Source organism: Haloglomus irregulare (assembly GCF_007421925.1).
GTDB lineage: Archaea > Halobacteriota > Halobacteria > Halobacteriales > Haloarculaceae > Haloglomus > Haloglomus irregulare.
In genome coordinates this window covers 1-15792 of the sequence record NZ_QMDX01000031.1, presented here as the reverse complement: position 1 = coordinate 15792, position 15792 = coordinate 1, and the positions used below count along the sequence as shown (strand labels likewise).

The window sequence follows — 15792 nt, the reverse complement described above, 5'->3', positions numbered from 1 at the left end:
ACGAAGCGTATGACTTTGTTTCCAGCAACGGCGCCGAGGACGCGCCGTACACCACCGCCGCCGGTGACATCGTGCTGGACGGCGCTCAGATCAGCGCGCCGTCGACGCCGACGCCGACGCCGACGGAAGCGCCGACGCCGACGGCGACTCCGGAACCGGACACGCCGACGGCGACCGAAGAGCCCGAGGATTCGACGCCGACCGAGACGACCAGCGGCGGTCAGCCCGGCTTCGGCCTGGCGGTGTCGCTGCTGGCGCTCATCGGCGCCGCGCTCATCGCGCTCCGCCGCCGGAACTGACGCCCACACACAGCCCCCACCCGGGGGCCCGAACCACTAGCGATCCGCGGCCTGCGGCACCATTCTTTCGGCGACACCACCACCAGCGACACCACCAGCGCGAGCGGCACCACCAGCGACGATGAGCGGGTGGCGCCTCATTGAAGCGAAAAAACCAATTTAGGATTATTTTCCGAACACCGAAGCAGTCTCTCCACAGCCCTGCCCTGTGTCAATCAGACGGGGCCATACCCCATTCGTTTTCGAAGAATTCGAGATCATACTTACTGCGATTAGCCCGGCCGACCTGCTCCCGGAAGGTTTCAATATCCTGCATCAGTGAGAGAAACGACGACTTTGCACGGTGGTCCCCGGCCTCCAGTCGCGGGATGATCGTCTCACAGAGCAACTCGACGGCGTCGGCCCGCACGGTCAGGTAGGGCTGGACCAGCCGCAGGAATTCCTGCACATCCCCACGTCGGCTTGTGACGAACTGATACGAGTCATATGTCGTATCCCGATTCGTCTTCACCCGATACGCGATATCGTGTTCCTCACTGACTGCAGTCAGAACGTCCACGCTCTCCTGAGCGGGGAGCTTGATTCGGCATTCCGTCTGCACGCCAAATCCGATACTCGTCTCTGCCCGCTTCGCGATCGTCACGACAACCCCCGCGTGATTGTCGACGAGCCCCGCAATGTATGCGCGGCGCCAATCAATCTGCTCGGTCACTAGTTGTGTGTGTCTGTATTTTCCATGTTTCAATCCTTTGAACTGTCTGCAGAGGTGTCCTGAGGCGTCTCCAACGGGGGCTGAACTCAAGACCTCCACTTTCGCGTCTCTTCGTCCCGGGGCACACAGCCCCGACGATCCGGACGGCTCCTGAAGCCCCCACTCTTTGATTCTCCGTACTTTGGGCCCGGAGCAGTTGCTCGTCCTGCGTGGAGGGCGGGCGCACCGCGAACGTGTTGGTTCGCCTCACGACAACAGACATTTGTAGTCCTACGTCCAAATGTCTTTCGGACACAAACGATGCGACCGAACATCGACATTTCGCACACGCTGAACGGGCGCGTGAAAGACTACGCCGAGCAGCAGGACGTGAGCCTTGAAGAAGCCTATCGAGAGATTATCAAAGCGGGGGTGGAAGCGGTGGACCATCCAGACGAGTCGTAGCGCGTGGACTGCCGGGCTCTGCTGTCGCTTACACCTACCCCTAAAGGGGTGGGCTTTCGCTCGCTACGTGCCATGAACGGCTAGCCCGCCGGGATTCACTTAGATATGCGTCGGACGCACGTCAGCGCACGCTACCGTGCATGACTGCACAGCCGCGTGTGCATAGATGCGCACACGCAGAGCGGCGTGCAGCGGGGTGGTTCAGAGGAGAGTTCGTATCACAGAATGCGGTTTAGCCGCGCATGGCGTCGCCGATGCGGGCCTCGGTGGGTTCGGCGAGGTAGGGTTCGATGGCGGAGTAGTCGCTCCAGCCGCCGACGGCCATCATGGTGCGGACGTCGACCTGGCGTTCGACGAGGTGGTGGGTGGCCCACGAGCGCCGGAGGTCGTGACTCGAAATCTGGCGCCAGCGGTCGGCCTGGGGGTCGGCTTCGGCGACGTGCGCGGCGGCTTCGCGGACCCAGCGCCGAACCGAGGAGGTCGAGGCCTGGACCCAGGCCTCACCGGTGGCGCGGTCGCGCTCGCGGGCGAACCGGCGGACGTTGGCCTCGACGGGCTCGGGCATCCAGGCGTCGCGGACGGTCGGGTCGCCGCCTTTCGTGTTTTTGCCCCGGACTTCGAGGAGCCAGCCGTCGGCGTCGTCGCTGTACCGGAGCTCGGCGTCGCCGGGATAGGACACTTCCGAGGCCCGGAGGCCGCAGCGGGCCATCAACTGGATGGCGATCTCGCGCTCCCAGTCGGTGCGAGCGGCGGCCTCTGCGAGCCGGCCGATTTCGTCGGTGTCGAGCCAGCATTTCGTAATCTCGCCAGAGTCGTCGACGCGAACCATGCACGGATGTACAGGCCAATCCGATTAGAAGCTACCGGCATGACCGGTGATTACACGTCGATAGCGAGGGGTTTCGGGGTGGTTGTGGCCGGGTTGTTGTCCAACCCGGCCACAACCACCCGGAGTCCTCGCTGGAGAGCGAGCCCAGCCGTGGTGCCGCACAGACCGGGAGTGGTTACCCGCTGTTTTCGTTGAAGGCGCTGATCACGTCCAGCACGTCGGTGGCTTTGACATCGCCGTCTTCGTTGAACTCGCTGATGGTATCCAGCACTTCATCGCCCTGGATGCCAGGCTCGCCGTTGGTGTCGAACCGTTGGACTGGATCCTGCTGATTGCTGATGGTCACCGTCTGCGTGGTGGTGGTGTTGCGCTCATCGGTGTCGTTTTGGACCACCGCCACCGCCTCCAGGGTCAACTCCTGCTCAACAGCAGCTTCTTCGGGGACGTTGATTTCGAACTGTTGCGCGACGCTCTCGCCTCTCGCCGGAAGCGCGTTCCCAGCGAACCCCAGAAACACCGGGTTCTCACTGTCGCTGGACAGCGAAAGCGGCTCCGGCACCGCGGTGAGTTCGATCGACCCACTGGACGGCTCGGGGACGTCCCGATTGGTCAGCTCGGCGGTCACTGTCACCGTCTCTCCGGGCTGGACGGTCCCCGGCGCTTCCAGGGAGAGTGCAACAGGGGTCTCGCTGCCGTCGCCTGGCGCCGGGTCCTGCTGGTCGCCCCCGCTGAATATGTACGCTGAGCCCCCTGAACTGCCGTTCGCGGAAGCGAAAGGGGCTCCGATGAGAGACGTTGTTCCATCATCCGACACTGACACTGACCTACCAAAGAAACTATTCGATTCGCCGTCGTCCGCGGTGAGTTTCTGTTGTTGACTCCAACTCCCATCACTCCGGCTGAACACGTACGTTGCGCCCGCCCTGTCGCCGTTTGAATTCTCGTCAGCATCTGCTCCAATGACAGCCGTTGTCCCATCAGCAGACAGTGACACCGACCTGCCAAAATTATCCCCTGAGTCGCCATCGGTCGCGATGAGTTTCTGCCGTTGGCTCCAACTCTGATCATTCCTTGTGAAGACGAACGCAGAGCCTGCTCTGTCGCCGTTCGAATTAGCGCCACTTAAGGCGCCAATGAGGACCGTTGTCCCATCGTTCGCAATCGTTACTGACCCAAAGTTAGCCCGGGTGCCATCAGCTGGAGTAAGCTTCTGCTGTTGGTCCCAGCGTCCCTCGCTCTTCGTGAATATGAACGCGGACCCAAAATCCCCGATGAGAGCTGTCGTCCCATCATTCGAGAGCGACACTGAGTTACCGAATATCCCGCCCCCGTCACCGTCGGTCGCGCTGAGTTTCTGCTGTTGGCTCCAAGTTCCACCACTCTCAGTAAATATGTACGCAGACTCGTCCCCGCTCGCCCCTATAAGGGCTGTTGTCCCATCATCCGAGAGCGACACAGCCTCACCGAAAACATCCGCTGTATCGCGGTCGGTCGCAGTGAGTTTCTGCTGTTGGCTCCAGTTCCCACCGCTCTCCGTGAATACGTATGCAGATCCCGGACCGGTTTCGTCATCGTCATCCCTCTCATCAACATCGGCGGCCCCGATGAGGGCTGTCGTCCCGTCATCTGAGAGCGACACTGAGACGCCAAATCCATCATCAATGTCGCCGTCGTCCGCGGCGAGTTTCTGCTGTGGGCTAGCACCCCCACTCTCGGTGAACACGTACGCAGAGCCCGCTCTGTCGCCGTTTGGGTCCTCATCTTCGAAGGCTGCGATGAGAGCGGTGGTTCCATCAGCCGACACTGCCACTGACTGGCCGAAGGAATCCCCACTGTCACCGTCGGAAGCGGCGAGTTTCTGTTGTTGGCTGAACTGCGGGCTCGGCTGGGTCTGTGCAAAGCCAGCTGACCGCCTCACGACTGACTCAGCACTCCTCGCGGTCACTGGAGTTGTCGCCACTCCGCTGCCGGTGAGCGCGAGCCCGGCTATTCCACGCCGGAGGAGGCTCCGGCGGCTGCATCGGTTCGCTTGAGTGGGTGACGAGTCAGCATCGCGTTCATCTCGCATATCGGGGTCTCACGCGGGCGAAGCATACCTCTTTGCCTATCCCCCCGTCTGTGGCCGGGGTGTAGAACACCCCGTCACCAGTTCCAGAAGGGAGGGTGCGTGTGATGGAGGGCCGTGGGGGGGGGTGCGCCGCCTCCCGAAAAGAACGGACTGTCTCTGGGGAAGCAGCATCTGTGGTTTCGTCGGGACCCGTATTCGATTGCCAGGCACTGTTGCTGGAGCTGAGAGTGCTCGACAGCCACATGACTTCACGACAGCGGCGGCACCGAGGGCTGAGCGCGCCCGTCGCGTCGGCGGTCGAGTCGGCGGCGCTGTCGGGCTCGTCGTGCCCGTCGCGGGAGCACGGCCAGCATGGCAGCTCCGTGTCCGCGTTCCAGGCGCCACAGGCACAGTCGTCGGGCCGGCCGTCGCCGTCCCGGTGACGTCACCGGACAGACCGGAGGCAGATTGAAGACCGTCAGACCAGATAAGCCAAATATGAACACGACAACGCGGGGAGTGGTCATGCTACTGGCCGCCGTGGTGTTTTTCACCGGAGTCGCCGCGGCACAGAGCGCGACCGGCGACGCGGGCGGGATTCAGGGACTGATCGCCCTGCTTGAGAGGATTATCGGGTTCCTCAACGACTTCGCCAGCGCGCTCGGGAGTCCCGCCGGCTGATTCTCCAACCGACCGCCCCACGGTCCGGCCCGGCGACGACGCGGGGGCAGACTCCGGGATACCGCGTCGTAGCGTCCGATATGTGGGCAGCCAACGGCGATAGGGCGACGGCCGGGCCTTTGCTGTCCGGCGATTCATTTGCATTACATATGCTAACTGACCGTTGGTCGCCGCGGACACCCGACCCATCACTGAGATGATTCGGAGAAACCAGGGCCGCGCGGCGGCGGGGTCCTCGAAGCCGTTGCGCGTCAGGCGTTCGGGCAGCCGTCGGCGTGTGGGATCTTCGCAGCGCCGCCGAGTGAGGTGAGCAGTTCGCGGCCGCACCCCTCGCAGCGTGCGTACCATTTCCCGCCGACCTCAGGCGGTTCGACGTGGTGCGCGCATCCAGAGTCCAACCCGGCCCCAACCACCCGGAGTCCCCCCGCTGAAGGGCGAGCCCAGCCGTGTGGGCCCGCACAGCCCGGGAGTGGTTATCCGCTGTTTTCGTTGAAGGCGCTGATCACGTCCAGCACGTCGGTGGCTTCGACATCGCCGCCTTCGTTGAACTCGCTGATGGCGTCCAGCACCTCATCGCCCTGGATGCCAGGCTCGCCGTTGGTGTCGAACCGCTCAACTGGGGTCAACGGATCCGTATCTTCCGGCACGCCGGTCCGGTTGCTGATTAGGCGGTAGTTGGTCGTCGTACCAGCGTCAGTTCCGACGACCTCAACGTAGTATGTCCCGCTTTCGGACACTGTCCGGGTGATTTCAGCTCTCCCGGTGCGATCGACGAAATCACGCCCCAACTGCTCACGGTTAGGACCATACAGGACTAGATTCACTGAATCCGAGTTGATGCCCACCTCCAAGGATACTTGCTCGCCCGCGTCCAGACCGACCGCGTAGAGGTCGGATTCGCCGCCCCAGATTTTCCCCCTGCTCACCTCGTTGTTGATGGGTGCAGCCGAGTCGAAGTCATCGTTCGGAGCGAACTCGTCGTTCTCTGAAGGGGTGATGACATCTACATCCAGATCGTACGAAGTCGTCGTACCGGCGTTAGTTCCGACGACCTCAATATAATATGTTCCGTTCTCGGGTACCTTCCGAGTGATTTCAGCTCTCCCGGTACGATCGACGAAATCACCCCCCAACTGCCTGCGATCAGGACCATACAGGACTAAGTTCACTGAATCCGAGTTAATGCCCAGCGATAGATCGATTGCGTCGACGGTCGTGGCATCGATTTTATAAAAGTCGGATTCGCCGCCCCAGATTTTCGCCCTGCTTACCCTTTCGGGGACATCTGCAGCCGAGTCGAAGTCATCGTTCGGAGCGAACTCGTCATTCTCTGAAGGGGTGATGACATCTACATCCAGATCGTACGAAGTCGTCGTACCGGCGTTAGTTCCGACGACCTCAATATAATACGTTCCGTTCTCGGGTACCTTCCGAGTGATTTCAGCCCTCCCGGTGCGATCGACGAAATCACTCCCCAACTGCCTGCGATCAGGACCATACAGGACTAAGTTCACTGAATCCGAGTCGATGCCTAGCGATAGATCGATTGCGTCGACGGTCGTGGCATCGATTTTATAAAAGTCGGATTCGCCGTTCTGTATCTGCCCGTCTCGGGCTCCCTCTGAGATTGCCTGCGCTGAGTCGAAGTCGTCGTTCGGTTCCTGATCCTGTGCGGTCACCGGAGCGACCCCGACTGACAGTATCAGTAATAAAAAAACGAGCACCGCACTGGGTCTCTTCAGCCCACTCCATTCCATACAAGTTTTAAATTTCGAGATGGTATATAAGTGTGTTTTTCAGGGCAAATTGACATCCTTTTCCGCATAAATACGAATGAATCCCGAGTGTTGGGATATCAGGGTTTGCAGTCTCCCTGTTCTCTCGGTGTGAACCATCCGCTCTCGCAGTCGAACAGGGAGATTCCGGGCTGTGCCAACCAGCCGTCGCTCATATCCCCTGCCGGGGGACTCGGGAAGGCCGTCACCGCATTCAGCCAGTCGCATCCCCCGACCCCGGGGCGGGGTTGTAGAACACCCCGGCACCAGTTCCAGAAGGGAGGGGGCATGTGATGGAGGGCCGTGAGGGGTGGTGCGCCGCCTCCCGAGAAGAACGGACTGTCTCTGGGGAAGCAGCATCTGTGGTCTCCGGGAGCCGTACTCAATCGCCAGGCACTGTTGCTGGCGTTGTGAGCGCTCGATAGCCACATACTCTCACGACAGCGGCGGCACCGGGGGCTGAGCGAGCCCCCGTCGCGGAGCCTGGAGTCCTGGACGCCACCCACACCCGGCGGCCGTCAAGCAGGCTGGTTCTGGACGGTGTGGAGCCGTCATCGATCGCGCGCTTCGGCCCGGACGCCCTTCGCCCCGCTGGAGAGCGAGCCCAGCCGTGGTGCCGCACAGCCCGGGAGTGGTTATCCGCTGTTTTCGTTGAAGGCGCTGATCACGTCCAGCACGTCGGTGGCTTCGACATCGCCGCCTTCGTTGAACTCGCTGATGGCATCCAGCACCTCATCGCCCTGGATGCCGGGCTCGCCGTTGGTATCGAACCGCTCAACCGGGGCCTGTTGGTCGGTAATAGTCACTGTCTGCGTGGTGGTGGTGTTGAACTCATCGGTGTCGTTTTGGACCACCGCTTCAGCCTCCAGAGTGAGGTCTTGCTCAACGGCGGCTTCTTGAGCGACGTTGATCTCGAACTGTTGCGTGACGCTCTCGCCCACCGCTGGAAGCGCGTTCCCAGCGAACCCCAGAAACACCGGGTTCTCACTGTCGCTGGGCAGCGAAAGTGGCTCGGGCACCGTGGTGAGTTCGATCGAACCACTGGTCGGCTCGGGGACGTCCCGGTTGGTCAGCTCGGCGGTCACTGTCACCGTCCCCCCAGGCTGGACGGTCCCCGGCGCCTCCAGGGAGAGTGCAACAGGGGCTTGCCCGCCGTCGCCTGGCGCCGGGGGTCCCTCATTGGAAATTCCTTGTGCGTTGAGCTGTGGCTCTGAAGCAAGCCGGCTTAAGATGGGATATCCATCGGCGTCTGATGTTGCGCCATTTATCGACTCATCCTCAACCACAGTCTGCCACGTGTTTCCAAAGGCGAATCCACCCATTTCCTCCGTTGCCGAGGCACCCTGCATCTCCGCGGTACTTAATGCGATTCCACCATCAGAACTCTCGGCCGTCGTGGCATCCCAAAATACATTATTCGCCGTACTCCCATCGCGATTGACACCTGCGAAGCCACCAACACTTTCATTACCAGAGACATTGCCGGCAGCGTAGGACTGCTCCACGTCGCCAAAGAAATTATGTCCGACGAACCCACCGACCCGTTCGTCGCCGGTTACCTCGCCGACTGCATAACAATCTGTAATTTCAGCTCTGAATCCGTCTTCTTCTGCGAATTCATTACCATTCCGTGAAACAAATCCGCCCGTATTTTCACCGCCGCTGACGCTCCCTGCTGCAAACGATTCGGTGATCGTTCCTCCAGCGTTTCCTCCAGCAAATCCACCTGCACGACCATTGCTGGTCACATCACCAGTGGCGTATGACCGCGTAATCTCTGCACCTGAATCATTCCCACCAGCAAATCCCCCCGTGGTCTCACCTTCGACATCTCCAGTAGCATGGCAATTATTAATATTATCGAAGTTGACTCCGACAAATCCGCCGGTATTGAATTCACCATCTACTGAACCTGTCGCAGCAGATTCACTTATTATATCACCGTTGTGAGCGCCGATGAGGCCGCCGACACTGTTCCCATCTGCAATCACCTCACATGCGGCGGTTGAATCGGTGATCTCAGCACTCGTACGACTGAGGCCGACTATCCCCCCAACTCGATTGGTTCCGGAGACAGATCCACTTACATCAACGTTCGTGATGCCGTGTGGGCCTTCTTCTGTCCCAGGAGCAGTATTAAACCCAACAAGACCACCAACTGATGAGCCACCGGTAACATCCACTTCAGAGAGTGTAACATCAGTCACGGCTCCTCGACGAATATGAGCAAATAGACCAACTTGGTCGTCGCTGGGCACATCGATCTGCAGACCTGAAATCTCCCTCCTGTTTCCGTCAAACGTGCCGGTGAATGGGTTCTCTTCGTTGCCGATTGGGTCGAAGCCTGCTGGTGGATTCACAACGTGTTCGTCGTATCCAGCCGTGGCTTCGTCAAGATCGTTCACCAGCACGTAGTCGCCGTTTAGGTTCTCACGAATGGCGTCAAGGTCGTTCCAATCTTCAATTTCAATTTCGTTACTTTGTGCACCAGCGGATGTACTGCCGAGTGATAGCACCCCACCGATTCCAGCAGCTATTTTGAGGACTGTCCTCCGTTTTAGATCCCTCGATTTCATAGAGATATATGCAAGACGAATAATAAAAAACATCGGTAGGGTTTCAATTCACGACCCTATTTTTACTGCAATATCACCGAGGGTAATTGTGGCCAGAAATATAGGCGCGGCCGGCCCCTCTTTTGCCAGAGAGGAAATTGAGTGTGCGAAACTCTGGACGGTTGTCACCGCATTCGACCAGTCGCACCCCCCGCCACGGAACCGGGTTATAAGATAACCCGGCCCCAACCCTCCGGAGTTTTCCGCTGGAGGGCGAGCCCAGCCGTGGTGCCGCACAGACCGGAAGTGGTTATCCGCTGTTTTCGTTGAAGGCGCTGATCACGTCCAGCACGTCGGTAGCTTCGACGTCGCCACCTTCGTTGAACTCGCTGATGGCGTCCAGCACTTCATCGCCCTGGATGCCGGGCTCACCATTCTGGTCAAACCGCTCGACCGGGTCCTGTTGGTCGGTGATGGTCACCGTCTGCGTGGTGGTGGCGTTCCGAGTGACCTCGGAATTCTGCAGGGTAGCCTCGGTTTCCAAGGTCAACTCCTGCTCAACGGCGGCTTCTTGTGAGACGGCGATCTCGAACTGTTGCGTGACGCTCTCGCCGACCGCCGGAAGCGCGTTCCCAGCGAACCCCAGAAACACCGGATTCGCGCTGGCGCCGGCCACGGACAGGGGCTCGGGCACTGGAGTGAGTTCGATCGCCCCGCTGGACGGCTCGGGGACGTCCCGGTTGGTCAGCTCGGCGGTCACTGTCATCGTCTCTCCGGGTTGGACGGTCTCCGGCGCCTCCAGAGAGAGTTCGACAGGGGCTTGCCCGCCGTCGCCTGGCCCGGAGTCCTGCTGACCACTCGGGGTGATTGTCACGCTCTGCGGCTCATCGTTGACTTCTAGGTCAATCACCTCAACATTCTGGAAGCTACCATTCTCGAACTCGCCATGCACGAACTCCCACCCATTGACTATTCCGTCCTCGTCATTCTGCGGATCGTCCCGTCCCTCGTTGAGCTCCGGAGTAATCGTAATCTCAAATTCGCCGTCGAACCCGCCTCTAATTACGCCGCCGTCGGTGTTTCCGCCGCTGTTCCAGGACCACGCGGGTTTAGTCCCGTACGTGTCTCCGGGGTCGTCTTTGATTACCCACGCCCCGTCTGCAGGGAAGCCGTCAATCTCGTACCCGGTCTGTCCGCCGTCGTTGCTGCTCGTGCTATCGAGGACCGTTCCGAGACTCAGTCCGTTCGGTCCATCGTATAGAAACAGCCGAGCAGTGTCCTCCTTCTGGAGTTCTATACCAGCTGTGACACCGCTGTAGTCGTACACGTCCGTGATCGGTTCCGTCCCGTTGAATGGGGCGACGAGTTCGGAGTCTGCGCCGTAACTGACTTCGAACAGCCGGTCGCCCGACTCACTATCTTGGTCCGTCTGTGCGAGTGCCGACCCTGAGGTTCCGCCGAAAGCTACCAGTCCCGTACCCAGCGTGCGCAGAATGCTGCGACGGTCGAAAGTGTCCGAGGCGGAATCCGATGTCTTGAGATCTCTCCCTACGTGGGAGTCGTCTTTGCTGTCCATAATATTCATTAGTTTCCAGTTCGATGAATGCTTCGGTCGTTCACTGTTAACGCGAGACGGGAGCACGTGTGGGCCGTTCACGTCAAAAAGTCCCGAATATCCGACAAAGGATCAGCACCCCACAAAGCCGATTAGTTAGCCGAACTGAGGCGCCGAACTTCTATACAAGTGTAGACCGCTTTGATACTGTATGTCGCCCTCACCGTCGGGTTCGCAAGCGCGGCGTGGACTGTACCTGGGAGTTATTATAATCGCCCTCATCGCCGGTAGCGTTACTTCTCCATATGTAACTAGAGCCGTCGATAGTGCCGTCAGAGACGGTCAGAACACGATTGCTGTTATTGAGATTGACGGACGGATGACGATAGACACTGCTGAGACTGTCAGCAATCAACTATACGCTGCACGTCAGAACGATTCGGTTGAGGCTGTGGTGCTGCGAGTCAACAGCCCAGGTGGCACTATTTCGGCAGCGGAGAGTGTCTACATGGCGGTGAATGCAACGGCACGGCAAAAACCCGTCGTCGCCAGCGTGGGCAGCATCGCTGCGTCTGGTGGGTATTTTAGCCTCTTACCAGCAGAGCGGATTTATACTACGCCCGGAGCGCCAGTCGGCAATGTAGGCGTGATTGGTGTTCGGCCGGCTGAGGACGGTGCCGAAGAGCGAATCGTATCCGGGCCAGACAAGATTCGTGGCGGCACAAAGGATGATTTTCGGAGACAAGTCCAATCGCTCCAGCGGGAATTTGTGGGAGCCGTCATGTTTCACCGGGGAGATGAACTGATGATTTCCCAGGCACAGGTCGCCCACGCGAAAGTGTATATTGGTGCTCGAGCCGTTCAAAACGGGATCGCGGACCGGGTTGGGAGTCTTCACGACGCTATCGCCTATGCGGCTGCACGTGCAGGGCTTGAGCGATACACAGCCGTCTCGGGCTCCGCCGTCGCGAGGACAAGCTCCACAGTCAGTTTCGCAGTGGCGGCTCAGAATGAGACTGGGCCAGCGGCATTAGATGCCGCTACTGTCGATCGACGACGGATTTTGGCACTCTACGGACAGTCAGATACTCCTGCAGGGGTGGTGACGAATGCGACCGGGTGAGTGGGCTCGTCTAGTTGCAGTCTTCGCTATCGTGTTCGCTGCAGTATCAGTTAGCGGGGTGGTAATCAGTGGAGTCTTTATGCCACAGCCCCCGAGTGAACAGCCCACATCACCGGGCGTACTGGCTCCAGAGCGGAATCTCGCGCCTACACCAGTAGAAGCGGGCTCTATCGAAGTCAATGGAACCACGTCACAACAGACTATCCTGATTGATGCGGCTCATCAGAATACACAGGTTCGTGACCGGGCACAGGTTCTCACTGATGTCTTGACCAGCAACGGGCATCAGGTGAGTTACTATAATCCTGAGAACAAGATTGGGCAGTTTGAAAACAGAGTGTCGGAGGTTGACGCTATCGTCATTATTGCACCGACACAGCGATACACCCAGGCCGAACGAACCGCTCTCAACGATTTCGTCAATGAGGGCGGCCGTGTTGTGCTCTTTACAGAGCCAAAACGTACCAGTGTCAACCTGTTCGGAGAAGTGACAACACGAGTGCGAACTGAATCCATTCTGACCAGCTACGCAATCAGCGCGGGAACAGGCTATCTCTACAATTTGAATGGTAACGTGGGCACATTCCAGACGATTGCCGCGACATCTGCATCGAATCAGCGCCTCGCCGAGAATGTTGAGAATGTGACGCTCTATACATCAACATCACTCACGGTAGGTGATGAAGCAACACCAGTTCTTGAAACACAGCCTACGACGAATTCCTCTACACTCCGGTCAAACGCATCCTACACTGTTGCTGCAAGACACGGAAATGTAGTGGTGGTAGGTGACTCAGAATTTCTCACTGAACAGAACTATCGAAAAGGCGATAACGAGGAGCTGGTCGGGAATTTGATTGAGTTTCTCCTCAACACGGATTGACATCCTCACACGCCCCCAAGGGCGTGGCATCCGCCTTGGGGGGTCCGATAAGACGGACGCGCTACGCGTTGTTCTCGTTGAAGGCGCTAATCACGTCCAAGACATCTCCTGGTTCGAGATCGCCGCCCTCGTTGAATTGGCTGATGGCATCCAGCACTTCATCGCCCTGGATGCCGGGTTCGCCGTTGGTATCGAACCGTTGGGCTGGATCCTGCTGATTGCTGATGGTCACGGTCCGGGTGGTGGTGGTGTTGCGGGTGGCGTCACCATTCTGCAAGCGAGCTTCGGCTGTCAGCGTGGCGTTCTGGCCCACGGCAGCCTCCTCGGCGACAATCAACTCAAACTCTTGGCTGACGGTGTCGTCGACAGCCGGAATCGGATTACCTCCAAACCCCAAAAACACCGGTGACGTGCGCTCGTTCGCTAACGACAGGGGGGCGGCCCCGGTGCTCAGGTTAATCAGCCCGCTACTAGCCTCGGGGACATCCCGGTTAGTCACCTCGGCGGTGACGGTGACCGTACTGCCTGGCTGAACGGTGGCCGGCGCCGCAACTGACAACTCCACCGCAGCGCCAGTGATACTCACTTCGGGAGACACCGTCCCGCCGTCTGGCACCGAGAAGATCTCACTTCGGTTTGTGTCCTGGCCGAACTCGACCTCGACAATATATTGGCCCGTCGCGATATCACTGAAAACGTATTCCCCTTGATTATCAGTTGTAGTACTACTCACCACCTTATCCGTGTCTGCAATGAGCAGCCTGACAGTGGCGTCTGAAACCGGCTGACCGGTCTCAGTCGCAATCACACCTGAAACGGTCCCTTGACCAATCAACAGCTGCTCAGCGTCTGGGCGCCCATATCCAGTCTCAATATCTACTCCCGGGGGGCCTGTGTCAGTCGCACTTTGTTGAATACGTTCGGTGACGTTCCTCGGTGAGAGAGACGGATTTGCCTGCAGAGCAAGCGCGCTGAGCCCTGCGATATGGGGCGCGGCGGCAGACGTCCCCCCAAATGGGGTAAATGCGGCAGTGGATACCCCAGTTGGAGCGACAACGTCGACACCACGCCTGCCGTCATCGGTCGGCCCTTGACTGCTGTATGAGGGAATGGCAAAATTAGCAGAACTGAATGCACCCACACCGATCACTCCGACCCCCGAGGCTGGCGCAGTGATACTCCCGCGTGAAACATTGGGCACAATCGGTGCCTCCGTCGTGTCGATATTCAGCGTCTGCGAGCCGTCTGCGTCAAAATTGGTGATAACGAGATAATATACTCCCGCGTCAAGATTTGTTCTGATTACCTCTTGCCCGGGGTTATTTCCCCTCTGTGGAGCCGTGGACTCAGCGACAAGCGTGTCATCTCCCTGAGTCTGTTTATATAGGGCCAAGTCATAGTCTTGATTTGACGGTTCGGCATATTGCCCCCAATACAAAAAAATCGACTCGCTCCCCTGAATCGCCTCTCCATCGTTCAAATATATTTTCTCAGCCCCTTGCTCATTAACCTCAATAAATGTATCATCATCACTGTCGCGGGCTGGACGTTCCCAGTGCTTTTCAGCACTGTTTCCCGTCGAGGATACCGTCACAATCCCCTCGTTCTGCGCGCGCGTGAACGCCTCACTAGCTGGAAGAGAGCCGTCTCGTGGAAGCCCGAAGAAGCCGTACGAGGCAACAATTACATCCACATCTTGTTCAATAAGGTAGTTGACCGACTGAACAAACCGGATCTGCCCACCTTCGAAGTTCACCAAATGTAGGCTTGCATTGGGCGCGGTGTCGACGACGATTTCGCTCACTGCAGTCCCGTGTCGTGTATTCGTCCCGGTAATCCCGCGCGAATGAAAGGAGCGCACTGCTTCAACATTCTCGCTGATTTCAGGATTATTTGGATCAAACCCGTTATCAATGACGCCCACTTTGATATCTGCACCGGTAATGCCCCTCGCATGAGCGCTGTCAGCGTTGAGTATGGAGACTCCTTCACTCACCTCAGCAGGGGTAGCTTGACCGAGAGGAGCTACTGACCTCACCCACGTGAGTTGTCGTATCGCTGGAAGCTGCTGCGAGGGGGCCCGAATTTGCAGCAGATCTCGATGTCTCACCTCGACGTTGGCATCAAGTGACTTGAGCTTCGCCAGTCGCTGCTCTGTGACCCCGGCAGTTTGGAGCAAATACTGTTCTTGTGTCTCTGAGGTCGTCTGGGCGGCGCCGGCGGGCTGACGAGCCTGTTCACGGAGCTCTGTAGCATTATATGGCGGAGCAGCAGGGTCGGCTGAACTGTTGCTGGACTCGTTTGTCGTGTTGCCAGGCCCACTACGCGCCATCATCACCCCCTCGCTCCACTCCGGCGCAGAAGCTGAATCATCTGAAAAATGAAGTTCACTCTGACCCGCGACTGCCCCCGCAGAAGTGGTTGTCAAACAAATCAACACCACTCCTGCTGCAATTAGTAAGACCGGTCTCAACGGGACAGATGTCTGCCCGCTTGGTAACATATCATCAGTGCTGGCTCCCCAATGGTATACATCTTCCCTCGCCTTCCGCCATTATTTCATTGACATATCACTTGTTACAAACGTATGGTGGGGAATGTGGTCTGCATCTGGGCGTTAGTCGCGACGGCGGAGCGCAAGCAGCGCCGCGCCAAGCAGCGCGAGCACCGACACGACCAGCCCAAAGCCGGGCTGCCCGCCGGTCTCGGTCGAACTCGGCGTCGGGTCCTCGGGCTCCAACGTCGGCGTCGCCGTCGGTGTCGGCGCTTCCGTCGGCGTCGGCGTCGACGGCGCGCTGATCTGGGCGCCGTCCAGCACGATGTCACCGGCGGCAGTGGTGTACGGCGCGTCCTCGGCGCCGTTGCTGGAAACAAAGTCATACGCTTCGT

At 59.0% G+C, this 15792-nt stretch carries 13 protein-coding genes; 5 read left to right on the top strand and 8 right to left on the bottom strand.

Annotation, left to right across the window (positions count from 1 at the left end; genetic code table 11):
- Positions 1-299: PGF-CTERM sorting domain-containing protein (locus tag DP107_RS18955; RefSeq protein ID WP_144263655.1), on the top strand; the 299-nt coding region annotated here is incomplete at its 5' end.
- Between the two features lie 211 nt (positions 300-510).
- Here the strand turns inward: DP107_RS18955 and DP107_RS18950 are convergent.
- Positions 511-1011, bottom strand: a complete 501-nt coding sequence (locus tag DP107_RS18950; RefSeq protein WP_144263654.1) for a hypothetical protein — start codon at positions 1009-1011, stop codon at positions 511-513.
- A gap of 300 nt (positions 1012-1311) precedes the next feature.
- On the opposite strand from DP107_RS18950, the gene DP107_RS20385 reads away from it, so the two are divergent.
- On the top strand, positions 1312-1455 hold the full coding sequence (locus DP107_RS20385; RefSeq protein WP_185977408.1) for a hypothetical protein: 144 nt from the start codon (positions 1312-1314) through the stop codon (positions 1453-1455).
- A gap of 232 nt (positions 1456-1687) precedes the next feature.
- On the opposite strand, the gene DP107_RS18940 is transcribed toward DP107_RS20385, so the two are convergent.
- Both DP107_RS18940 and DP107_RS18935 read right to left on the bottom strand, forming a co-directional pair.
- Entirely contained in the window at positions 1688-2284 is a 597-nt protein-coding gene (locus DP107_RS18940; protein WP_144263652.1) for a site-specific integrase, read from the bottom strand.
- 175 nt (positions 2285-2459) lie between these two features.
- Positions 2460-4352, bottom strand: a complete 1893-nt coding sequence (locus DP107_RS18935; RefSeq protein ID WP_144263651.1) for an FG-GAP repeat protein — start codon at positions 4350-4352, stop codon at positions 2460-2462.
- A 477-nt stretch (positions 4353-4829) separates the two neighbouring features.
- Here DP107_RS18935 and DP107_RS18930 point away from each other — a divergent pair, with 477 nt between their 5' ends.
- Entirely contained in the window at positions 4830-5012 is a 183-nt protein-coding gene (locus DP107_RS18930) for a hypothetical protein (RefSeq protein ID WP_144263650.1), read from the top strand.
- A 473-nt stretch (positions 5013-5485) separates the two neighbouring features.
- On the opposite strand, the gene DP107_RS18925 is transcribed toward DP107_RS18930, so the two are convergent.
- From DP107_RS18925 to DP107_RS18915, 3 genes are all read right to left on the bottom strand, one after another.
- Entirely contained in the window at positions 5486-6769 is a 1284-nt protein-coding gene (locus DP107_RS18925) for a hypothetical protein (protein WP_144263649.1), read from the bottom strand.
- Positions 6770-7422: 653 nt separating this feature from the next.
- On the bottom strand, positions 7423-9363 hold the full coding sequence (locus DP107_RS18920) for a GLUG motif-containing protein (RefSeq protein WP_185977407.1): 1941 nt from the start codon (positions 9361-9363) through the stop codon (positions 7423-7425).
- 289 nt (positions 9364-9652) lie between these two features.
- Positions 9653-10918, bottom strand: a complete 1266-nt coding sequence (locus DP107_RS18915) for a hypothetical protein (RefSeq protein WP_144263647.1) — start codon at positions 10916-10918, stop codon at positions 9653-9655.
- A gap of 190 nt (positions 10919-11108) precedes the next feature.
- On the opposite strand from DP107_RS18915, the gene DP107_RS18910 reads away from it, so the two are divergent.
- Both DP107_RS18910 and DP107_RS18905 read left to right on the top strand, forming a co-directional pair.
- Complete coding sequence (locus DP107_RS18910) at positions 11109-12020, top strand: S49 family peptidase (RefSeq protein WP_144263646.1); 912 nt, start codon at positions 11109-11111, stop codon at positions 12018-12020.
- A gap of 79 nt (positions 12021-12099) precedes the next feature.
- Entirely contained in the window at positions 12100-12903 is an 804-nt protein-coding gene (locus DP107_RS18905; protein WP_238330963.1) for a DUF4350 domain-containing protein, read from the top strand.
- A 61-nt stretch (positions 12904-12964) separates the two neighbouring features.
- Here DP107_RS18905 and DP107_RS18900 read toward each other — a convergent pair whose 3' ends face one another.
- Together DP107_RS18900 and DP107_RS18895 are read right to left on the bottom strand one after the other, a co-directional pair.
- Positions 12965-15406 carry a S8 family serine peptidase gene (locus tag DP107_RS18900; protein ID WP_144263644.1) on the bottom strand — a complete coding sequence of 814 codons (2442 nt, stop codon included), beginning with the start codon at positions 15404-15406 and terminating at the stop codon, positions 12965-12967.
- A gap of 114 nt (positions 15407-15520) precedes the next feature.
- Positions 15521-15792, bottom strand: a 272-nt coding sequence (locus DP107_RS18895; RefSeq protein ID WP_144263643.1) for a PGF-CTERM sorting domain-containing protein, incomplete at its 5' end; no start/stop codon positions are given.